This is a genomic window from Xanthomonas maliensis, from assembly GCF_009192945.1.
Classification (GTDB): Bacteria; Pseudomonadota; Gammaproteobacteria; order Xanthomonadales; family Xanthomonadaceae; genus Xanthomonas; species Xanthomonas maliensis.
Window position 1 is genome coordinate 1 of sequence record NZ_NSET01000060.1, and the last position, 22,155, is coordinate 22,155.

The 22,155-nt window shown below is 67.1% G+C and carries 17 protein-coding genes; 9 read left to right on the forward strand and 8 right to left on the reverse strand.

The window, feature by feature from the left end:
• Nucleotides 1-50 precede the first annotated feature (50 nt).
• Together CKY51_RS17980 and CKY51_RS17985 are read right to left on the reverse strand one after the other, a co-directional pair.
• Complete coding sequence (locus tag CKY51_RS17980; protein ID WP_022970577.1) at nucleotides 51-2,240, reverse strand: S9 family peptidase; 2,190 nt, start codon at nucleotides 2,238-2,240, stop codon at nucleotides 51-53.
• A gap of 101 nt (nucleotides 2,241-2,341) precedes the next feature.
• Nucleotides 2,342-3,031 (reverse strand): glutathione binding-like protein, encoded by a 690-nt coding sequence (locus CKY51_RS17985; RefSeq protein WP_022970578.1) that lies wholly within the window; start codon nucleotides 3,029-3,031, stop codon nucleotides 2,342-2,344.
• A 246-nt stretch (nucleotides 3,032-3,277) separates the two neighbouring features.
• On the opposite strand from CKY51_RS17985, the gene CKY51_RS17990 reads away from it, so the two are divergent.
• From CKY51_RS17990 to CKY51_RS18010, 5 genes are all read left to right on the forward strand, one after another.
• The gene (locus CKY51_RS17990) at nucleotides 3,278-6,292 is read left to right on the forward strand and encodes a TonB-dependent receptor (RefSeq protein WP_152249606.1); all 3,015 of its coding nucleotides are present in this window, start codon (nucleotides 3,278-3,280) and stop codon (nucleotides 6,290-6,292) included.
• A gap of 138 nt (nucleotides 6,293-6,430) precedes the next feature.
• The gene (locus CKY51_RS17995) at nucleotides 6,431-7,129 is read left to right on the forward strand and encodes a SapC family protein (RefSeq protein WP_022970581.1); all 699 of its coding nucleotides are present in this window, start codon (nucleotides 6,431-6,433) and stop codon (nucleotides 7,127-7,129) included.
• Nucleotides 7,119-8,132 carry a cupin-like domain-containing protein gene (locus CKY51_RS18000; RefSeq protein WP_022970582.1) on the forward strand — a complete coding sequence of 338 codons (1,014 nt, stop codon included), beginning with the start codon at nucleotides 7,119-7,121 and terminating at the stop codon, nucleotides 8,130-8,132. The genes CKY51_RS17995 and CKY51_RS18000 overlap by 11 nt, the downstream gene beginning before the upstream one ends.
• A gap of 8 nt (nucleotides 8,133-8,140) precedes the next feature.
• Nucleotides 8,141-9,703, forward strand: a complete 1,563-nt coding sequence (locus tag CKY51_RS18005; protein WP_022970583.1) for a tryptophan halogenase family protein — start codon at nucleotides 8,141-8,143, stop codon at nucleotides 9,701-9,703.
• Nucleotides 9,704-9,840: 137 nt separating this feature from the next.
• Nucleotides 9,841-10,854, forward strand: coding sequence for an energy transducer TonB (locus tag CKY51_RS18010; protein ID WP_152249607.1), 1,014 nt, complete (start codon nucleotides 9,841-9,843; stop codon nucleotides 10,852-10,854).
• A 764-nt stretch (nucleotides 10,855-11,618) separates the two neighbouring features.
• On the opposite strand, the gene CKY51_RS18015 is transcribed toward CKY51_RS18010, so the two are convergent.
• The 5 genes from CKY51_RS18015 to CKY51_RS18035 are packed head-to-tail and all read right to left on the reverse strand — an operon-like array spanning nucleotide 11,619 to nucleotide 15,987.
• Complete coding sequence (locus CKY51_RS18015; protein WP_022970593.1) at nucleotides 11,619-12,812, reverse strand: ABC transporter permease; 1,194 nt, start codon at nucleotides 12,810-12,812, stop codon at nucleotides 11,619-11,621.
• Nucleotides 12,809-13,555, reverse strand: coding sequence for an ABC transporter ATP-binding protein (locus CKY51_RS18020; RefSeq protein ID WP_022970594.1), 747 nt, complete (start codon nucleotides 13,553-13,555; stop codon nucleotides 12,809-12,811). Before CKY51_RS18020 ends, CKY51_RS18015 begins: the two co-directional genes overlap by 4 nt.
• A 31-nt stretch (nucleotides 13,556-13,586) precedes the next feature.
• Nucleotides 13,587-15,143 carry an alpha/beta hydrolase gene (locus CKY51_RS18025; protein ID WP_031338231.1) on the reverse strand — a complete coding sequence of 519 codons (1,557 nt, stop codon included), beginning with the start codon at nucleotides 15,141-15,143 and terminating at the stop codon, nucleotides 13,587-13,589.
• A 56-nt stretch (nucleotides 15,144-15,199) separates the two neighbouring features.
• Nucleotides 15,200-15,403, reverse strand: coding sequence for a helix-turn-helix transcriptional regulator (locus CKY51_RS18030; RefSeq protein ID WP_022970596.1), 204 nt, complete (start codon nucleotides 15,401-15,403; stop codon nucleotides 15,200-15,202).
• Nucleotides 15,400-15,987: a hypothetical protein gene (locus CKY51_RS18035; protein WP_022970597.1), complete on the reverse strand. Its 588-nt coding sequence runs from the start codon at nucleotides 15,985-15,987 to the stop codon at nucleotides 15,400-15,402. Before CKY51_RS18035 ends, CKY51_RS18030 begins: the two co-directional genes overlap by 4 nt.
• Nucleotides 15,988-16,564: 577 nt before the next feature.
• On the opposite strand from CKY51_RS18035, the gene CKY51_RS18040 reads away from it, so the two are divergent.
• A complete protein-coding gene (locus CKY51_RS18040; RefSeq protein ID WP_152249609.1) occupies nucleotides 16,565-18,115 on the forward strand; it encodes a GH39 family glycosyl hydrolase in 1,551 nt (516 codons plus the stop codon).
• A gap of 30 nt (nucleotides 18,116-18,145) precedes the next feature.
• Here the strand turns inward: CKY51_RS18040 and CKY51_RS18045 are convergent, their stop codons facing one another.
• Complete coding sequence (locus tag CKY51_RS18045) at nucleotides 18,146-18,979, reverse strand: ferredoxin--NADP reductase (RefSeq protein ID WP_081641295.1); 834 nt, start codon at nucleotides 18,977-18,979, stop codon at nucleotides 18,146-18,148.
• Nucleotides 18,980-19,052: 73 nt separating this feature from the next.
• Between CKY51_RS18045 and CKY51_RS18050 the strand changes: the two genes are divergently transcribed.
• The 3 genes from CKY51_RS18050 to panE all read left to right on the forward strand — a co-directional run bounded on the left by CKY51_RS18050 (nucleotide 19,053) and on the right by panE (nucleotide 21,938).
• A complete protein-coding gene (locus tag CKY51_RS18050; protein WP_022970600.1) occupies nucleotides 19,053-19,988 on the forward strand; it encodes an ABC transporter ATP-binding protein in 936 nt (311 codons plus the stop codon).
• A complete protein-coding gene (locus tag CKY51_RS18055; protein WP_022970601.1) occupies nucleotides 19,985-20,794 on the forward strand; it encodes an ABC transporter permease in 810 nt (269 codons plus the stop codon). Before CKY51_RS18050 ends, CKY51_RS18055 begins: the two co-directional genes overlap by 4 nt.
• Before the next feature lie 205 nt (nucleotides 20,795-20,999).
• Nucleotides 21,000-21,938, forward strand: coding sequence for a 2-dehydropantoate 2-reductase (panE, locus tag CKY51_RS18060; RefSeq protein ID WP_022970602.1), 939 nt, complete (start codon nucleotides 21,000-21,002; stop codon nucleotides 21,936-21,938).
• Nucleotides 21,939-22,155 lie beyond the last annotated feature (217 nt).

A 22,155-nucleotide genomic window follows, 5' to 3' on the forward strand; every position in this document is an offset into this window, starting at 1 on the left:
TGTGTTAACACGCCCTAAGGTCATGTACGCTCGCCCGCCGCCACGCGCCGTCAGCGCAGGCAGCGCTCGATGAAGGCCGCGGCAGTCTGGTAACGGTGCAAGGCGCTGCTGCCGGACAGCGCGTGCTTGGCACCGGGATAGGTCATCAGCTCGAACGGCGTGCCATGCTGCTGCAAGGCACTCATCAACGCGGTCGAATGGCCGAACAGCACGTTGTCGTCGGCCATGCCGTGGAGCAACAGCAGCCGGGCACGCAGCCCTTGCACATGGGTCGCCACGCGTGCCTGGCGATAGCCGTCGGGATTGCGGGCCGGCAGGTCCATGTAGCGCTCGGTGTAGTGGCTGTCGTACCAGGCCCAATCGGTGACCGGCGCGCCGGCCACGCCGCAGGCGAACACGTCGCTGTGCCTGGCCAACAGCATCAAGGTCAGATAGCCGCCATTGGACCAGCCCTGCACGCCGATGCGTGCCGGATCCACCCACGATTGTGCCTTTAGCCAGGCCACGCCCTGCAGCTGATCGTCCAGTTCCACCGTGCCCTGATGGCGGTACAACGCGCCGCCGAACGCGCGGCCGCGGCGCGGCGTGCCGCGGTTGTCCAGCGAAAACACCACATAGCCTTGCTGCGCCAGATACTGGTCGAACAACGCATCGCCGCGGCTGGGCCAGGCATCGAGCACGGTCTGCGCGGCCGGGCCGCCGTAGATATAGACCATCACCGGATAGCGCCGGGTCGGATCGAAGCCGTGCGGCAAGATCAGCCGGTAATGCAGTGGCGTGATGCCGTCGGCCGCGGTCAGCGTGCCGAACTCCACCGGACGATGCGCAGCGCGGTAGCGCGCGTACGGATGCTGCGGGTCGGACAGATCGTTGCGCAACAGAGTGGCGATTCTTTCGCCACTGGCACGAAACAGTTCGATCTGCGGCGGCGTGGTGGTATTGGACCAGCTATCCACGTAGACGCTGGCATCGCCGGCGAAGCTGGCGGCATGGGTGCCGTTGGCGGTCGAACGCCGTTCGATGCCGCCACCGGCAAGCGGCACCGCATAGACGTGGGTCTGGGTCGGGCCGTCCTTGCTGCCGGAAAAGTAGACCATGCCACGCGGCTCATCGACCGCGAGCAAGGCATCCACCACCCAGTCGCCGGCAGTCAGCGGCGTTAGCGTGCTGCCGTCTTCGTTGGCCAGATACAGATGGCGGTAGCCGCTGCGCTCGGAGCTCCACAGAAAACGGCCGTCGGCGAGAAAGCGCAGGTCGTTGTGCAGCGGCACCCAGGTCGGCGAGGTCTCGCGGACCAGCACGCGCTGGCGGCCATCACGCAAGTCGGTTTCGATCACGTCCAGGGTCTGCTGGTCGCGCGCCTGACGCTGAAAGCTCAGCCGTTGCCGATCGCGCCACTGCACCCGCGCCAGGTAGATGTCCGCCTCGTCACCCAGATCGATCCATTGCGGCTGCGCACCGGCATGCGGAGCGATCACGCCCAGGCGCACCGCCACGTTGGCCTGGCCAGCCTGCGGATAGCGTTGCGCGACCACGTCGGTGCGCTCGGCATGCACCTCCAGACGGCGCTGCAGCGGGACGGCCGATTCGTCGATCCGCGCAAAGGCGATCGCCGAGTCGTCCGGCGCCCACCAGTAGCCGGTGTGGCGATCCATCTCCTCGTCGGCGACGAACTCGGCCACGCCATTGCCGATGGTATCGCTGCCATCGTGGGTCAGCCGGGACGTCTGCCCATCGAGCAGATCGATCACCCACAGATCGCGCTGGCGCACGAAGCTCACATAGCGGCCTCGTGGCGACACCTTGGGGTCGATCGCAACGCCGTCGCCACGCGTCAGCTGGCGCAGTGCGGCAGGGCCGGATGCAGCCAGATCGTAGTAGTACAGTTCGCCGCCGAGCGGAAACAGCAGCGCGCGCGCATCCGGTGCCCAGTGGTAGTCGACGATGCCGGTATAGGCGGCGATGCGCTGGCGTTCGCGGCGAGCCTGCTCGTCCGCGCTCACCGGCTCGCTGCCCGCCCGCAGCTGCTGGGCGTCCACCAGCCGCCGGGTCTGGCCGCTGGCGATGACGTACTCCCACAGATCCAGCTGGTTGCGGTCGCTGTCCTTGCCGCGCAGAAAGGTGACGCGCGCGCCATCCGGGGCGATCTGCGGCTTCAACAGACTCGGACCGGACAACGGGCGCTGGCCGGTGATGGCCTCCAGCGTGAGCGGATGGACGTCGAGGGAACGCAAGGGCATGACGGGACGTGGGGCAGGGAAGCGGCAGCCGCAGGATGCATGCTACCGACGGGCAATGCCCGGGCGCAGGATGTCGCGCCCGGGAGGCAGAGGCTGCGAGCTCAGCGCTTGCCGAACAGGTGCTTGCGCTCTTCGTCGCTGAGCGGCTTGCCCGCGTCCGGATTGACCTGCTGCTTGAGCGCATAGGCCCGCTGGGTGGCCGGGCGTGCGGCAATCGCCTCATGCCAGCGCTTGAGATGCGGCAAGGCGGCATAGTCGGGCCGGATATCGGCATAGACCTCGAGCCATGGGTAGCTGGCCATATCGGCGATGCCGTAGTCGGCACCGGCCAGAAAGGCATACGCGGCCAGACGCTTGTCGAGGACGCCATGCAGGCGGCGCACTTCGGCGTTGTAGCGCTCGATGGCGTAGGGAATCTTCTCCGGCGCATAGACGTTGAAGTGCCCCATCTGTCCGCTCATCGGCCCCAGCCCGCCCATTTGCCAGAACAGCCACTCCAGCGCGGCGATGCGGCCGCGCGCATCGCGCGGCAGGAAACGGCCGGTCTTCTCGGCCAGATAGAGCAGGATCGCACCGGACTCGAACACGCTCTGCGGGCCGCCGCCGTCGGCCGGTGTGTGGTCGACGATGGCCGGCATCTTGTTGTTGGGCGAGATCTGCAGGAACTCCGGCGAGAACTGCTCGCCCTTGCCGATGTTGACCGGCTTGAGCGTGTAGTCCAGCCCGGCCTCTTCCAGGAACAGGGTGACTTTGTGGCCGTTGGGGGTAGGCCAGTAATACAGGTCGATCATCGCGCGCTCCAGTGACGGGGGGCGGCACGCCATGGCGTGCACCGGACGATGGTACGGGCAAGCGGGACCACGCATCTGCGCCCGGGCGCTGCGGGGGTGGAACGCTGTGTGGTGCGGTCAGGCCGGGTCCGATGCTGCACCGCAAATTGACTTCGTTAATGTTTCCATAACAAATGCATGGTTGCTGAACGTCCTTCACCCTACCTGCCTTGGGGTGTCCTAAGTCCTTTTTGGGAAATACACGTCGTGAGAGAGCCACGCCCCCTGCCGCGCATGCGGCGCTTGACGTCTGCCCTGCTGTTCGCCCTGTCCACCCCGCTCGCCGCGCAGACCGTCCCCGATCCGCAACCGGCCTCCACGGTCCCCGGCTCCAGCCAATCCGATCCGGCCACGCTCGATGCGGTGCAGGTCACCGGTATCCGCGGCAGCCTGACCTCGTCGATGAACGTCAAGCGCGACGCGCAGGGCATCGTCGATGGCATCGTCGCCGAGGACATCGGCAAGTTCCCCGATACCAACTTGGCCGAGTCGCTGCAACGCATCAGCGGCGTGTCGATCGACCGCTCGTTGGGCGAGGGCTCGCGCGTGACCGTGCGCGGCGTTGGCCCCGACTTCAACCTGGTGCTGTTGAACGGCCGGCAGATGCCGGGCTCCAGCATCGAGGAATCCAACGTCTCCAATTCGCGGGCGTTCGACTTCGCCAATCTGGCCTCCGAGTCGATCTCCGGCATCGAGGTGTTCAAGACCAGCCGCGCCAGCACGCCCACCGGCGGTATCGGCGCGACCATCAACATCAAGACCACGCGCCCGCTGGACAACCCCGGCCTGCATGCCAACGTTGGCATCAAGGGCGTGCACGACACCTCCAACGAAAACCTGCCCGGCCGGTTGCAGGGCGATGCGCTGACTCCGGAAGTCTCCGGCATCTTCAGCACCACGTCGGCCGATGGCCGCTTTGGCGTGGCGGTGAGCGGCAGCTACCAGGAACGCGACTTCGGCTACAGCCAGGTCGGCGTGCCCAATGGCTGGCGCGCGTTCCGCGGCGATTCCACCGCCTACGGCACCATTCCCCAGCCTGGCGCACCGGGCTCGGAGAACATCGTCAATCGCCCCGGCGCCGATGACATCTATTCGGTGCCGCAGAACCTCAACTACCGCGTGGTCGGGGTGGAGCGCAAGCGCACCAACGGCCAGCTGACGCTGCAGTACAAGCCGGTGGACAACGTCACCACCACGCTGGATTACACCTATTCGGAAAACAAGATCCACCAGCAGCGCAACGAGATGTCGGTGTGGTTCAACTACGGCCCGTCGGCCAGCGCCTGGACCGATGGTCCAGTGGCAGGCCCGGTGACGTATTCGGAAATCGTCAATCCGCCGACCAGCGATCTGGCGACCGCCGGCTCCAACGCCGCCACGCGTAACCAGAACAAGTCGCTGGGCTTCAACGTGGATTGGGCGGTCAACGACCAGTTGAAGGTCAACTTCGACATCCACCACTCCACCGCCGAATCCGGCCCGGACGGCCCGTACGGGTCGAGCAACTCGCTGGGCGTGTCCGGCTTCTACCGCGGCACCTCGGTGGTGGATTTCAGCAAGGATTTCCCGGTGCTGCAGCAGCAGTTGGGCTTCGGCCTGACCGGGCTGGATCCGTCGCGCACCCTGGTCACCGGCTCGGCCTTCCGCAACAGCTACATGAAGTCGGAAATCGACCAGGCGCAGGTCAATGGCGATTTCACCTTCGAGAACTACTCGCAGTTGAAGTTCGGCGTCGGCAGCACCGAGGTCAAGAACCGCTCGGCGTTCTCCAACGTGCAACGCGATACCTGGGGCGGCGCCGGTACCGCGGCCGACTATCCGGACGATCTGTGGATCCCCTCCAGCTTCACCCGCTATTTCGACGCCATCGACGGCAGCGGCAATCCGGCGCAGTTCAACCAGCTGTACCTGTTCGACTTCGAGCGCGTCCGCCAGGCCGCCGCACGCGTGGCCGGGGACGATGCGCTGTATCGCCCCTCCTCGGTCTATACCACCGACCGCCGCGTGACCGAGAAGTCCAAGAGCGCCTACCTGCAGTGGGGCAATAGCTGGGACGATCTGCGCGTGCCGATCAGCCTGGCCGCCGGCGTGCGCTACGAGGAAACCAAGGTCCAAGCGCAGGCACTGGTACCGGTGGCCGTGGGCATCGACTGGGTCGCCAACAACGAGCTGCCGATCCGGCTGGCCAACTCGGCGTTCTCCGGTGGCAGCGGCAAGTACGAATACTGGCTGCCCAGCCTGGACCTGAGCTTCAAGCTACGCGAAGACCTGGTGCTGCGCGGCAGCTATGGCGAGACCATCGGCCGGCCCGGCTGGGGCGACATCCAGGGCGGGCAGACGCTCAACCAGATCGGCCGCATCGAAGGCGGTACCGGCCAGGAAGGCAACCCCGGCCTCAAGCCGCTGCTGTCGCACAACATCGACCTGTCGCTGGAGTGGTACTACGGCGAAGCGAGCTACGCCTCGGTGGGCTTCTTCCGCAAGAACATCGACAACTACGTCGGTGTGACCACCCGCAACGACACCTCGCTCGGCCTGCACACGCCGGTGGGCGGCGCTTACTGGAACCAGGCGCTGGCCAACGGCTGCGCCACCGCCGACCTGACCTGCATCCGCAACTACATCTTCCGCAACTTCGCCGGCCAGCCGGGCGTGGTCCGCGGAACCGACGACACCAATGGCAATGCCACCGGTGTGATCAGCGGGCAGCCGGGCGACCCGATCGCCAACTTCTCCATCACCGCGCCGGCCAACCAGCGCTCGGCCTCGTTGGATGGTTGGGAATTCAACGTGCAGCACATGTTCGGTCAGAGCGGCTTCGGCGTGTCGGCCAACTACACCAAGGTCGATTCCGGGCTGACCTACAACAACTACGTGATCGGCGAGCAGTTCGCACTGGAAGGTCTCAGCGATTCGGCCAACCTGGTCGGCTTCTACGACAAGGGACAGTGGCAGATCCGTGCGGCCTACAACTGGCGCGACAAGTTCCTGGCCGCACGCTTCGACGGCAGCGGCCTGCCCAACCCGGTCTATACCGAGGCCTATGGTCAGTTGGATCTGAACATCGGCTACCAGTGGACCGAGAACCTGTCGCTGAGCCTGGAGGCGATCAACCTCAACGATGCGGTGCAGCGCCAGCACGGTCGCCAGCGCAACGAGATCATCTACGCCACCCAGACCGGCCCACGCTACATGCTGGGCCTGCGCTACCGGTTCCGATGATCGACCGACCCGTCCGGCGGCGCTGCTGCCGGACGGGTCCGCTCACGCCAACGGCGGCCGCCCGGCCGCCGCTTGCCGCCGCGAGGCGTTTTGTTGAAGCATGGGCCACGCGCCCTGCGTGCAGTGCCCACCCCCGCTATGACCAATGCCGTGTTGTTGAACAACCTGGATCACCGCCACCTGCGCGTGATCACCTCCCGCGGTGCCGCCTATGGCGACAACGTGATGTCGGTGGCGACCTTTCCGCAGGAATTCCGCCAGATCCAGGCGCAATCGCCGATCGTCTTCCACCAGGGCGAACAGGGCTTCCAGCCGTTGGCGCTGTTGGGCCTGCGCTTGGGCGAGAACCTGTTGCTGGATGGCATGCGCTGGGATGCGCCGTATGTGCCGCTGGCGCTCCAGCGGCAACCGTTCCTGATCGGCCAGCAGGCCGAGGGCCCGATGGTGCATCTGGACCTGGACAGCCCGCGGGTCAGTACCAGCGAAGGCGAGCCGCTGTTCCGCGAGCATGGCGGCACCAGCGACTTCCTGGATCACATCAGCCAGGTGCTGCGCACGCTGCATGATGGCCTGCTGGCCACCCAGGCCTTCGTCGCACGCATCAGCGCGCATGGCCTGCTGGAACCCTTCACGTTCGAGGCAACGCTGGAAAGCGGCGTGGCCTGCCGACTGGCCGGGCTGTATACCGTGCATGAGGAACGCCTGCGCAGCCTCGATGCCGCGACCGTGGCCGAGCTGCACCACCACGGCGATCTGGAACCGCTGTACATGGCGGTCGCCTCGATCGCCCAGTTCCGGCACCTGCTGGATCGCCTGAACCGCCGTCATGCCGACTGAGCCCGGCGCCATCGCCGAACTGCACGGACTGCATGCACAGCACCTGGATCCGGCCCTGCTCCGTGGCAGCACGCCGTTGGTGCTGCGCGGACTGGTGCGCGACTGGCCGTTGACCCAGGCCGGCCTGAGTGGCGCGCACGCCACCGTCGACCATCTGCGCGGTTTCGACCGCGGCGAGCCGGTCATCGCCCAGGTCGGTCCGCCGGACATCGGCGGGCGCTTCTTCTACAACGACGACCTGAGCGGCTTCAATTTCCGTCCCGAGCGCGTGCCGCTGACGGTGGTGCTGGAGACCTTGCTGCGCGAACTGTCCAACCCGCAGCCGCCAGCGATCTATGTCGGCTCCACCACGCTGGAGACCTACCTGCCCGGACTGCGCGAGCAAGCACCGGTGGCGCTGCCGACACAGGCACCGCTGGGCAGCATCTGGATCGGCAACCGCACCCGCATCGCCGCCCACCAGGACCTGCCCGACAACCTGGCCTGCGTGACCGCCGGCCGACGCCGCTTCACCCTGTTCCCGCCGGCGCAGCTGCCCAACCTGTACATCGGCCCGCTCGATCTCACCCCGGCCGGCCAGCCGATCAGCCTGGTGGACATGACCGCGCCGGACCTGGCGCGCTTCCCACGCTATGCGCAGGCGCTGGAACACGCGCTGGTCGCCGAACTGGAGCCGGGCGATGCGCTGTTCATCCCCAGCATGTGGTGGCATCACGTGCAGGCCCTGGAGGGCTTCAACGTGCTGGTCAATTTCTGGTGGCGGCAAAGCCCGGCGCATATGGATTCGCCGATGAACGCGCTGATGCTGGCGCTGCTCACCGTCCGCGACCTGCCGCCACCGCAGCGAGCGATCTGGCGCGACGTGTTCGACCACTATGTCTTCGCTGCCGACGACAACACCGCCGCGCACATGCCCGAGGCCGCGCGCGGCGCGCTGGCGCCGATGGACGACGCCCGCGCCCGCCGTTTGCGCGCCCGCCTGCTGCAACGCCTGAACCGCTGAGGCCCCGCATGACCGACACCGTGCCCACCGATCCACGCCAACGCCCGGTGCGCCGGGTCGTGATCGCCGGTGGCGGCACCGCCGGCTGGATGGCGGCCGCGGCGCTGTCCAAGGTGCTGGGCCGACAACTGCAGATCACCCTGGTGGAGTCCGACGAGATCGGCACCGTCGGCGTCGGCGAGGCGACCATCCCCAGCCTGGTGACCTTCCATCGCCTGCTGGAGATCGACGAGGCCGCGTTCATGGCCGCCACCCAGGCCACCATCAAGCTCGGCATCGGCTTCGAGCATTGGCGCGATGTCGACCAGCACTACATCCACTCCTTCGGCCAGACCGGCACCGATCACTGGACCGCCGGCTTCCAGCACTTCTGGCTCAAGGGCCGGACGCGCGGCCTGGCGCGCGCCTTCGGCGACTACTGCCTGGAACTGCGCGCCGCCCAGGAAGGCCGCTTCGCCCACCTGCCGCAGAACGGCCTGAACTACGCCTACCACCTGGATGCCGGCCTGTACGCGCGCTTCCTGCGCCGTTTCAGCGAAGGCTATGGCGTGCAGCGGGTCGAAGGGCGCGTCGCGCAGGTGCAGACCGATCCGCATAGCGGGTATCTCACCGCCCTGACGCTGGAAGACGGGCGCCAGCTCGAAGGCGATCTGTTCCTGGACTGCACCGGCTTCCGCGCACTGCTGATCGGCCAGACCCTGGGCGTGGACTACGACGACTGGTCGCATTGGCTGTTCGCCGACAGTGCGCTGGCGGTACAGACCACCTCGGTCGGGGCGCCGGTGCCATACACCCGCTCGCGCGCCGACCGGGCCGGCTGGATGTGGCGCATCCCGCTGCAGCACCGGGTCGGCAACGGCATGGTCTACGCCAGCCGCTACCTGGACCAGGAGGCCGCCTGGCAGGTGCTGCAAAGCCACCTGCAAGGGGAGGTGCTGACCGAGCCACGCCCGCTGCGCTTCATCCCCAACCAGCGCCATCGGGTGTGGGAGAAGAACTGCGTGGCACTGGGCCTGGCCAGTGGCTTTCTGGAGCCGCTGGAGTCGACCAACATTCACCTGATCCAGCGCGGCATCATCCGCCTGATGCAGACCTTCCCGCAGGTCATCGCCGAGGCCGACATCGCCGAATACAACCGCCAGGCCGCCGCGGAGATCGCCCACATCCGCGATTTCGTCATCCTGCACTACCACGCCACCGATCGGCGCGACACGCCGTTCTGGCGCGACTGCGCGGCGATGGCCATCCCCGACAGCCTGCGCCACCGGGTCGAGCTGTTCCGCCAGAGTGGACGGGTGTTCCACCAGGCCAACGAGCTGTTCGCCGAGAACTCCTGGATCCAGGTGCTGCTGGGCCAGGGCGTGATGCCGCAGCAGCACCACCCAGTGGCCGACCTGATGGGCGACAGCGAGCTGGCCCAGTTCCTGGAAGGGCTGCGGCAACGGGTGGAGGCCACCGTGGCACGGCTGCCCAGCCATGCCGATTTCCTGCGCCGCTATTGCCCCGCTCCGGTGCCGGTGACCGCCGCCCCCCCGGCCACAGCGTCCCGGCTGGCCAGCCCGACGGCGTGACCGCCACCATCGTTGCACGTCCCCTTGGCCTAGACCGCCCCAGCAATGCTAGATTGCTGCATCGCCGTCGCCTGCGGGAACAGGGGGCGGCACTCGCCGCAACACGGTATCTTTCGCACTCGGGGTAAGGGGGACGCATGTTGGATCTGACACAGGGCCGTATGGCACGCCGGATCGCGCCGATCGTTTTGCTGATCGGCCTGGCCGCCTGCTCCAAGCAGGAAGATAAAGCCGCCACCACGCCGGCGGCCGACGGCACCGCCGCCGCGCCAGCCGCCGCGCCGGCAGCGACTCCGGCCACCGCGGTATCGCCGCAGGTGCAGTCGATGGCAACCGAGCAGCTGCGCGAAGCCGCGACCAAGGCACTGCAGGAGAACCGCATGTACGCGCCGGCCGGTAACAACGCCGTCGAGTACTACCTGGCGCTGCGCGAAAAGCAGCCGCAGGATGCCACCGTCAACAGCGCGCTGACCGACCTGATGCCCTATACGCTGATCGCGGCCGAGCAAAGCATCAGCCGCGAGGAATTTCCCGAAGCGCAGCGCCTGATCGCGCTGATCGAGAAGGTCGACCCGAAGGCACCGGCGCTGCCGCGATTGAAGACCGGCCTGGAAAGCGGCATGAAGACTGCCGCCAACCGGTCCGAGCAGGATGCCCAGCAGGCCAAGAAGCAGGCCGAGGAAAAGACCAAGCAGGCCGCCGAGCAAAAGCGTCTGGCCGATCAGCAGCAGCGTGAAGCCGCCGCGGCCCAGCAGATCGCGGCCCAGCAGGAAGCAGCACGCCAACAGGCTGCCGAAGCCGAGCGTCAGGCCGCCGCACGCCGCCAGAGCGAGCAGCCGGCGGCCACCCAGCGTCCCGCGACGGCCGCGCCTGCGGCGGCGGCTCCGGCCGCGGCACAGTCGCTGCGCGCCATCAGCACGCCGGCGCCGCGCTACCCGCCCGAGGCGCTGCGTGCCGGCACCTCCGGCGAAGTGCTGGTGGAGATCACCGTCGGCACCGACGGCTCGGTCACCGCCTCGCGCGTGCTGCGCGCCACGCCGCCGCGCGTGTTCGATCGCGAGGCGCTCAATGCAGTCAAGCGCTGGCGCTTCGAACCGGTCGCAGCGCCGGTGACCACCCGCCGCACGCTGTCGTTCAACCCGGGCGGCTGAGTCCACCGCGAGCGCGGATCATCGGTACGACCACGACGCCCGCAGCAATGCGGGCGTCGTCGTTTGTGCCGCCCTTCACCCAGCCGCTCGCAAGAGCGGCCCGTGCACGACCGTGCCTTGTGGCGCGCACAACACGCACACGCCTTGTCGCAAGAGCGAGCAACACGCCGCAGATGACGACGACGGTGTCTGGAGCGTGTAATGCAGTTTGAGGTGAGTGCGGAGCGTCTTGCGGCGCGTCGAGACAAGGCGTGAGCCGCGCCGCTTGCCCGCGCCACCCAGCACACGCTCCGCACCGCTGACGGCCAACGGATCTCATCTCAACGTGCATCACACGCTCTCGTCGTGACCCGTTGGCGGCAGCCGGCACGATCCGCAAGGAGCGCGCGCTGTTTGGGCCAGGCGACCGCTGCAGATGCACAGCGGCGATCGCTGCTGCCGCGCAGTCTGCGCGCTGGCGCATCCAGACTGCGCGCAACCGCTCCTCGTTCGCAGTACCTGGATTGCGTGCGCGTTGTCATGGACCACGCCGTCGGCGACCGTGCACCGCTGTTCGTGCGGCCTGTCGGTAGCTGTCGCCGAGGCCTCGGCAGTCCCCCGAACGATGCAATGCCTCGACTTCGATGCGCGCGCCCAGGCGTGTCACGCCCCCATCGCAGCCTGCTCATCACGACCGCGGCCCACCGTCACCGGCAGGCCGCCTGTCATCCTCGGACGCGCGCAGCATCGACCACTGCGCGCGTGCCCGACATGCTCCGGCCGCGTCAGCCGGAAATCGCCAGGCGCTCCTGCTGGTAGCGACGCAGCGCGGCATACCACAGCAGTCCGGCCACGCCGAAGCCCGACAGCAGATACACCGCCCAGATCTGCGCACTGATCGATTCATGGCGAATGACCTTGAGCAGCAACTGGTTCTGCGCCAGGAACGGCACCGCGAAATGCCACAGCTGAGTCTTGAGCGGATAGGCCATCAACGCATAGCCAGGCAGCATCGGCAACAGCAGCAACCAGGTCATATGCGCCTGCGCCTCCTTCATGCTCTTGGCGGCGGCGGCCAGATAGGTCAGCAGCGAGGTGCCCACGAACAGCATCGGCACCAGGATGAACAGCATCTGCAGCATCGGCACGACACCGACGTTGAGCTGGCGCCCCAGGCTGGAGGTGGACAGCTGCGCGCTGAGCTTGAAGGCCAGCAAGGTAAGGATCAACGACACCATGCCGACAACGCAGGCGGCGGCGATCTTGCCACTGACGATGGCGCTGCGCGGCGCCGGGGTGGCCAGCAGCGGCTCCAGCGACTGCCGCTCGCGTTCGCCGGCGGTGGCATCGAGGATCAGCGAGGCGCCACCCAGGAACGAGGTGATCACCAGCAACACCGGCAGCAACATCGCCATCATCGCCCCGCGCTTGGCTTCGGCGGTGGCCAGGTCCTGCGCAGCGATCTCCAGCGGCCTGGCCACCTGCGCATCGATGCCACGCGCCAGCAGGCGCAGTGCACCGACCTGCTGGCTGTAGCCGCTCAGGGCCGCCTGCAGGCGCATGCTGGGCACATCGGCCTCGCGGCGGGTGCTGTCCTTGAGGATCTCCACCAATGCCGGCCGGCCGGCGCGCCAGTCCTCGGCATAGGTCTCGCTGATGCGCAGTGCCACGTCGACATCCTGATTGCGGATGGCGGCGGTGAGATCGGCGGGCGGATCCACTGCGTTCAGTCCCTGCGCGGCCAGGAAGCGCACCAGATTGGGGGCGTTGGCCCGACCGAGGGTGGGAATGTCCAGCGGCTTGTCGATCTGGGTGCGCACCCGGCTCTCGCTCAGCGCGCCCATGCCCAGGATCAACACCGGATACATCAGGGGCGACAACAGCAAGGCCAGCGCCAAGGTCCGGCGGTCGCGGCCGATATCGCGCAGTTCCTTGCGCAAGACGGTCAACAGTGCAGGAAACAACGATCGTGCGCTCATGCGTGCAAGCCCTCGTCCGATCCGATCGCCTTGACGAAGGCGTCTTCCAGGTTGTCTTTGCCAGTGGCTGCGCGCAGCTCATCCGCGCTGCCGGCGGCCACCACCGTGCCCTTGGCGATGATGACGATGCGATCGCACAGCGCCGCCACCTCCTGCATGATGTGGCTGGAGAAGATCACGCAGCGGCCTTCGGCACGCAGCTGCTGCAGAAAGCCGCGCAGCGCGCGCGTGGTCATCACGTCCAGTCCATTGGTGGGCTCGTCGAGGATGACATTGCGCGGGTCGTGCACCAGCGCACGCGCAATCGCGGTCTTGGTGCGTTGACCCTGGCTGAAGCCTTCGGTCTGTCGATCGAGGATGTCGTCCATGTCCAGCGCCGAGGACAACAGCCGGGTGCGCTCGGCGATGCGCGCACGCGACAGCCCGTGCAGCTCGCCGAAGTAAGCGATGTTCTCGCGCGCGCTCAAGCGCTTGTAGACCCCGCGCGCATCCGGCAGCACACCGAGCGCGCGACGCACCGCCACCGGATCGTCGGCGACATCGATGCCGTCCACACGCACGCTGCCTTGGTCTGGCGTCATCAAGGTGTAGAGCATGCGCAAGGTGGTGGTCTTGCCGGCGCCGTTGGGACCGAGCAGGCCGGTGATCTGGCCGTCGGCGGCCTGGAAGCTGACGCCCTCGACGGCCTTGACCACTCCGGTCTTGGTCTTGAACGCCTTGTGCAGATTATCGACGACGATCATGCGTGCGCCTCCGTGGCGTGGTCGAAGCGGCTCATGGTTCCCATCCGTTGAACGAGGTAAAGGCCGGCACGTCGTTGAGATGGTCGACGCAGCGGGCATCCAGCGCCTTGGCATCGGCGCTGCGCAGGAATTGCGCCAGCACCTTGGGCATGCAACCGAGGCGGAACACGCCGTGGCCCTGCCCGGGCGCGATCAGGTGGCGTCCGTTGGGCAGACCGCGCAAGACCCGTTCGGCGTAGCGCGGCGGAGTGACCGGATCCAGCTGCCCGGACAGCAACAGCACCGGCAGCGTGGAGTGGAACGGCGCGGTCTGGCTTGCCGGCGCCGGCTGGCTCGGCCACACCTGGCAGGGCGCGAAGAACATCTGCGCGACTTCCTTGCCCAGCAAGGTGTCGTCCTTGCCGGCGGGAGCGACATAGCGCGGAGCATCTTCGCTGCACAACACCGACCATTGCATCGGCCGATTCATATGGTCGGCCATGTCCGAGGCGCTGATCTGCGACAACGCCATCAACGAGGCGTAGCGGCCGGCAGCGGCTTCGTCCAGCACCAGCGGCAGCAGCGATGCGGTTTCCGGTGCATACGAGAAGCCGAACGCCAGGCCCACGACGGTATCGCCGGTGACCTGCTCATGCCGCAACTCACCAGTGCGCGGATCGCGGTAGTCCACCGCTTGCGGCGCCTGGCGCAGGCGCTCGACGACCTGCCGCAGCTGGCTGCGGGTGTCGACCGGAAAGCGCTTGGCACAGGCAGGCTGCTTGCGGCACTGCGCGGCCTGCAACGCGATCGCATCCTCGAAGGTGCGCGCGAATTCGCCACCGATCACCAGATCGTTCGGCGCCACGCCATCGAGCACCACCGTGCGCGTGTGCTGCGGATAGCGCATCGCATACTGTTGGGCGACGCGGGTGCCGTAGGAGCCGCCGATCAGGTTGATGGTCTGCACATCGAGCGCTGCGCGCACCGCATCCAGATCCTCGATCGCCTGGCGGGTGGTGAAGTAGCGCGGATCGGCATCGTGGCGCAGGCCCTCGGCGCAGCGACGCGCGTAATCCACCAGCTGCTCGACGCTGGTCGCGTTATCACTCGGCATCGGCAAGGGTCGGCCGGCGCTGTCGCGACATTCCAGCGGATGCGAACCGCCAGTGCCGCGCTGGTCGACCAGGAAGACGTCGCGTTGCTTGCGTGCTTCGCGCAGGCCCATGTCGACGATGGCGGCCACCTGCGTGGCCGACTGTCCGGGGCCACCAGCGATGAAGAACACCGGATCGGGTTGGCTGCGGGCGCCGGCATCGCTCTCCAGCCAGGCGATCTTCAGCGACAGGCTGCGCCCCTGCGGGGCAGCAGGATTTTCGGGCACGGTCATGTGGGCGCACTGCGCCTCGATGTTGCCGGCCGCACCGCCCGAGCTCAGCGTGCACGGGCTGAAATCCAGACGGCCGTAGCGCGTGCTGCCTTCGGGTGCGGCCTGCGGGTCGTGCGCAGCGACGCTGTCGGCCGCAAGTGCCTGATCGCTGCGCTGGCATCCGGCCACCGTCGCTGCCATCAGCAGCGCCAGCGCGATCCAGGAATGTTTTGTCATTTCCACCTTCGCCTTCTCCGGTTCCTTGTGCATGGGACGCCGCACCCAGCGGCGTGTGGTCGTCATGCCGACCGCTCGTCGTACAGAAACACCTGCTCGATCGACTCGCCGAACAAGCGCGCAATCCGGAATGCCAGTGGCAGGCTGGGATCGTATTTGCCGGTCTCCAGCGCATTGATCGTCTGTCGCGAGACGCCCAGTCGCTCTGCGAGTTCGCCTTGCGACCAACCGCTGGCCTCGCGCAATTCGCGCACGCGGCTATTCATTGGTAACGCCGGGCAGTCAGCCCCTTGGTAATGCCATAGGTCGCGCACAGCGCGGGAAATACCCACAACATCGCCGCGGCCGCCGGCACGTCGATCAACTGTGCCGCCTGCAGAAATCCACCAGTCATGTACGCACCGCAGACCAATCCGGTGGCGATCGCAATGGCTTCCAGTTCGATGCGCCGTTGCAATTCGTCCGAATCGCGCACGTAGCGCGCCACCGCGCGTATCACCAACAGCAACAAGCCGGCCGGCAACAAGGCCACCAGCACACGCGGCCACCCCGGCGGCACCAGCTGCAGCAACCGGTGCCAGCCCAGCATGACCACCACATAGGCAAACATCGGCGGGAAGAATTCGCGGTAGTAGCGCCGGATCAGTGCGCGCGGCGCGCTATCGTTCAGATCGCCCGGCATCAGCCAGAGCATCAGCGCGCCGAACAACCCGCCGATGCCCACCCCGACCAGCACGCCCAGCAGATAGGAACTCAACTGGAACGGCAGCCACTGGTGCACGGCAGCGATCGACAACGACACCATCCCCAGACCCAGCAGCAGGCCGGCGTTACGTCTGCATCCCCTCATGAGCGCGATCCCCAGTACCTGCGATGACTGTCAAGCAACCTTGACAGCCAAGATGCGCCTGTTCCGCCCGGCTGTCAAGCCTGCTTTACACCTCGTTTTTGCGCGGACGGCGCACCCGGTTGCGGCACTGGGCAATCTCAGGCCGCGGCCGCCAGTCAGCGGGTATCGCCTACGAGGAACACCCACCGTCAGCACGCGATGGCAGACCGCAACGCGATCATGCAACCGATGCCGCTGACGCGCGGCCGTCCGCCTAGCGCTGGCCACAGATGCCGTCTCGGCGAAGCCGCCCGGCACTCGCACGCCCAAAGACGATGGCGACCTCACCCACGATCGCATTCACAGCTCCACTGCGAGCTGCTGTGCAACACGCCTCTAGGAACCAGGCTGGTGCGGTCTGACGATTGCAGTCGCCACTGATCGCACACGCACGAGGCGATGCATCGCCATTGCAAAGCGCGTTGCCGCGCATGTAATGACGTAACGATCAACATGCACCTGGTCGAGCTCGCAGGTGGGTCGGCGGCGCGCAATGCGTTGCGCTAGGCTCGTGGTCCTGACCCCGGCGGAAGTGACGATGCGATTGCCTATCCTGTTGGCCACAACGATGGCGGCGAGCCTGATGCTGCCGGCCACCGCACGCGAGATCACCTTGGACGTCGCGGCCGCGCAGGCGCCGATCGATCGCTTTTACGACCTGTCGGTCGGCTCGGATTATCCGGGCACGTTGATCCGCGACGATAGCCAGGCGCAACTGGCGACAACCGTGGACGAGCTCGGATTCCGCTATCTGCGCTTCCACGACGTCTTCCACGATGTGCTCGGAACCGTCACCGAGGTCGACGGCAAGCTCGTCTACGACTGGACCAAGCTTGACCAGTTGTACGATGCGTTATTGGCCAAACGCATCCGCCCTTTCGTCGAACTGGGCTTCACCCCGGGCGCGCTGAAGAGTTCCGAGCAGACCATCTTCTATTGGAAGGGCAACACCTCCCACCCACAACGGGACAAATGGCGGGCGTTGATCACCGCCTATCTGCAGCACATGCGTGCGCGCTACGGCGTGGACGAAGTGCGTCAGTGGTACTTCGAGGTCTGGAACGAGCCCAACCTGGCCGGCTTTTGGGAGAATGCCGATCAGCAGGCGTATTTCACCCTCTACGCCGATACCGCACGCACGCTCAAGGCGATCGACCCGCGACTGCGTGTCGGCGGTCCCTCCACGGCCGGCGCGGCGTGGGTGCCGGAATTCCTCGCCTACGCGGCCGCACAGGGGTTGCCGGTGGACTTCGTCACCACCCACAGCTATGGCGTGGATGGTGGCTTCCTCGACGAAGACGGCAAGCAGGACACCAAGCTGTCGGCTTCGCCGGATGCGATCATCGGCGATGTGCGACGCGTGCGCGCGCAGATCCAGGCCTCGGCCTTTCCCGACCTGCCGCTGTACTTCACCGAGTGGAGTACCAGCTACACCCCGCGCGATGCGGTGCACGACAGCTATATCAGCGCGCCCTACATCCTCAGCAAGCTCGCGCAGACCCGCGGGTTCGCGCAAGCGATGAGTTACTGGACGTACACCGACCTGTTCGAAGAGCCCGGCCCTCCCCCCACGCCGTTCCATGGCGGCTTCGGGCTGATGAACCGCGAAGGCATCCGCAAGCCGGCCTGGTTCGCTTACAAGTATCTGCATGCCCTGCAAGGACGCGAGCTGCCCTCACCCGATCCACAGGCGCTCGCCACGGTGGACGGACGACGCATCGCCGTAGTGGCCTGGGATTGGCAGCAGCCGGTGCAGGCGGTCAGCAACCGGCCGTTCTACAGCAAGCAGCTGCCCAGCACCGATCGCCCGCCGATCAGCGTCCGCCTGCGCAATCTGCCCAGCGGCCGCTACCGGCTGCAGGTGCAACGGACCGGCTACCGGCGCAACGATGCGTTGTCGCTGTACCTGGACATGGGCAGGCCGGCGCAGCTGACGCCGGCGCAACTGGCCCAGCTGCAGCAGGCCACCGCCGATGCCCCGGAACAGGACAGGAGGCTGCGGGTCGGCAAGGACGGGCTGGCCGAGATCCAGCTGCCGATGCGCAGCAACGATGTGGTCCTGCTGACGCTGGAGCCGACCACCCGCTGAGGCCGGCACCCACGGCGCTGGCCGGTGGCCTTATGCGGCCGGTTTGGCGGGTGCCGAGCTGACGTACTTCTCGCGGCGGATCTGCGCATTCGGCAGGCCGGCCTCGCGCAGCGCGGCCGCACAGCTGTCCACCATGTCCGGATTGCCGCACAGATAGGCGATGTCGCCGGCCGGATCGGGCTGAAACTCGGCCAGCTGCTGCTGCACGTAGCCGTGGCGCACGTCCGGATGCGGCTGCTCGGGCAACTCGCGCGACAGACAGGGCACGTAGCGGAACTGCGGATGGGCATCGGCAAAGGCGCGGAAGTCATCGCCATACAACAGCTCGGCCGGCGAACGCGCGCCCTGCAGCAACAGCACCTGCACCCCGCGGCTGGCGATCGCCTCGGCCAGCAGCGGCAGCATCGACCGGTACGGGGTCACCCCGGTGCCGGTGGCGATCAACACGTAGCGGCGGTTGTGATCGCCGGCCTGCAGGCAGAAACGTCCGTACGGACCGCTGGCCTGCAGCTGGTCGCCGATCTGCAGGCCCTCGAACAACGCGGTCGCGGTGCCGCCTGGCACGAAGCTGACCGCGATATCGACCGCCTCGCCTGGCCCCAGCGCGTGGTCATGGAGGGTGGCCAGCGAATAGCTGCGCTTGACCGGCGTGCCATCGGCGGTCTGGAAGTGGATCTGGATGAACTGGCCGGGCTGGAAATCCAGCGGCTGGCCGTCATCGCGCAGGAACTGGCAGTGGGCGACGGTAGGCGCGAGCATGCGCCGGTCGACGAGCTTGAGGGGAAATTGAACGGGCACGAACGGATTTGGGACAGTCTGTGATCGGGGCAACCCCACCGGGGCTTCTATAATAACGGCTGCGATTCGCTGCGCCGTCACGCTGGCGCGAAGGACCCTCTTGACTCCCGATTCCCCGACCACGGCACCCGCCCTGCGCGTGCGCGACCTCCGCAAGACCTACGACAACGGCGTCCAGGCGCTCCAGGGCGTCTCGCTGGACGTGGCGCCGGGCGACTTCTTCGCCCTGCTCGGCCCCAACGGCGCCGGCAAGTCCACCCTGATCGGCATCATCAGCTCGCTGGTCAACCTGAGCCAGGGCGAGGTGGAGGTGTTCGGCACCAACCTGAGCCGGCATCGCAGCGAGGCCATGCGGCTGATCGGCCTGGTGCCGCAGGAAATCAACTTCAACCTGTTCGAAAAGCCGTTCGACATCCTGGTCAACTATGCCGGCTTCTATGGCATGCCGCGCGCGGAGGCCGGCCGCCTGGCCGAAGCGGAGCTGCGCCGCGCGCACCTGTGGGAGAAGGCGCAAGTGATGAGCCGCACGCTCTCCGGCGGCATGAAGCGGCGCCTGATGATCGCCCGCGCGATGATGACCCGTCCGCGCCTGCTGATCCTGGACGAACCCACCGCTGGCGTGGACATCGAAATCCGCCGCGACATGTGGCGCGTGCTCAAGGAGATCAATGCCGCCGGCACCACGATCATCCTGACCACCCACTACCTGGAAGAAGCCGAGCACCTGTGCCGCAACCTGGCCATCATCAACCATGGCCGCATCGTCGAGCAGGGGCCGATGCGCGCCCTGCTGGCCAAGCTGGACGTGGAAGGCTTCCTGTTCGATATCGACGGCGAGTTGCCGGCGCAGTTGCCGGCGATCGAAGGCACCACCATGACCGCCATCGACGGCCATACGCTGGATCTGGACATGCCGCGGGCGATGGACCTCAACCGCGTGTTCGCCGCGCTGGGCGACGCCGGCATCCGCATCCGCTCGATGCGCACCAAGAGCAACCGACTCGAGGAGCTGTTCGTGCGCCTGACCGGACCGGCCGACGCAACGCCTGCAGCGGGCCAGGGAGGACAGCCATGACGACCCACGAGAGCACCGACGTGACCGAACCGAGCAGCACCCGCCGCAACTGGACCGCGCTGGGCACCATCGTACGCCGCGAGGTGCAGCGCATCCTGCGCATCTGGGGCCAGACCCTGGTGCCGCCGGCGATCACCATGACGCTGTACTTCCTGATCTTCGGCGGGCTGATCGGCTCGCGCGTGGGCGACATGGGCGGCTACAGCTACATGCAGTTCATCGTGCCCGGCCTGGTGATGATGAGCGTGATCCAGAACAGCTACGGCAATATCTCCTCGAGCTTCTTCGGCGCCAAGTTCGGCCGCCACGTCGAGGAACTGCTGGTCAGCCCGATGCCCAACTGGGTGATCCTGTGGGGCTACGTGGCCGGTGCGGTGCTGCGCGGGGTGATGGTCGGCGCGATCGTGCTGGTGATCGCCATGTTCTTCACCCCGGTGCGCGTCCCGCATCCGCTGGTGACCCTGAGCACCGTGCTGCTGGGTGCGACCATCTTCTCGCTGGCCGGCTTCGTCAACGCGGTCTATGCCAAGAAGTTCGACGACGTGGCGATCGTGCCGACCTTCATCCTGACCCCGCTGACCTATCTGGGTGGCGTGTTCTATTCGGTGAAGCTGTTGCCCACCTGGGCCGAAGCCGCCACGCATGCCAACCCGATCTTCTATATGGTCAACGCCTTCCGCTATGGCCTGTTGGGCAGCTCGGACGTGCCGATCTGGGTAGCGTACGCGCTGATGCTGGGCTTTGTGGCGGTGCTCAGCGCACTGGCGTTGTGGCTGCTAAAGCGCGGCGTGGGCTTGCGGAGCTGATGGAGCTGGCCGACGCACCCTTGCCGCTCGGCCTGTCCGCAGTCGACGGCGCCACGGCGAGCCACATCGCACGACCCGCCACCGCCGGGCCGCTGCATCGACGGCAGCACGCACGGCCAGCGCGTTGGTTCGCATGTGCGAGTGCGCGGCGGATGGACGCTGCCTGGCCGCATCTTCCCTCCCCTCACGACAAGGAATCACCTGCATGCGCATCCTGATCCTCGGCGCCGGCGGGACCGGCGGTTATTTCGGCGGACGCCTGGCCCAGGCGGGCGTCGACGTCACCTTCCTGGTGCGCGATGCGCGCGCAGCGCAGCTGCAGGCCGATGGTCTGCGCATCCGCAGCCCGCTAGGCGATGCCGATCTGCAGGTGGCGCATGTCACCGCGCAGAGCTTGCCGGCGGTGGTGGAGCAGCAGCCGTTCGATCTGGTGATCCTCAGCTGCAAGGCCTACGACCTGGACAGCGCGATCGAGGCGATTGCGCCGGCGGTAGGCGAGCACACCACCGTGTTGCCGATCCTCAACGGGCTACGCCATTACGCGGCACTGGACGAGCGCTTCGGTGCCGCACGCGTACTGGGTGGGCTGTGCTTCATCAGCGCCACCAAGGGCGCGCAGGGCGAGATCCTGCACTTGGGCAAGCCGGCGGCGATGACCTTCGGCGAGCGCAGCGGCCCGACGCACTCGGCGCGGGTGCAGGCATTGGCAGCCGCCTGCGCGCAGGCCGATATCACCCATGTGGCGAGCGAGCAGATCGCGCAGGAACAGTGGATCAAGTACAGCTTCCTCACTGCACTGGCAGCCGCCACCTGTTTGATGCGTGCGCCGGTTGGCGCCATCGTCGCCACCGACGATGGCCGCGCGTTGATCAATGGCCTGTACAACGAATGCCTGTGGGCCGCCGATGCCGCGGGTGAGCCGATCCCCGAGGCCGCGCGCAACAAGGCCTTGCAGGCCTTGCTGCAGGTGGATTCGCCGCTGAAGGCCTCGATGCTGCGCGACCTGGAGGCCGGCCAGGATGTAGAAGCGGCACAGATCGTCGGCGACATGCTGGCGCGGGTGCGCGAGACCGGCCGAAATGCGCCGCTGCTGATGGCCGCCAACGTGCACCTGCAGGCGTATCAGGTGCTGCGGCAGGCTTAGCGCGGTGCGGTAGCGCCCCCCATCCGCCCTTCGGGCACCTTCCCCCGCAGGCGGGGGAAGGCAAACACCATCTCTTCCCCGCAAGCGAGAAAGGCAAGACCATCCCTTCTCCCGCTCACGGGAGAAGGTGGCGCGCAGCGCCGGATGAGGGCCGGCGGTTTGATCTGCGTTCGCAAGCACGCCCATGTGCCGAGGTAGCGCCCCCATCCGCCCTTCG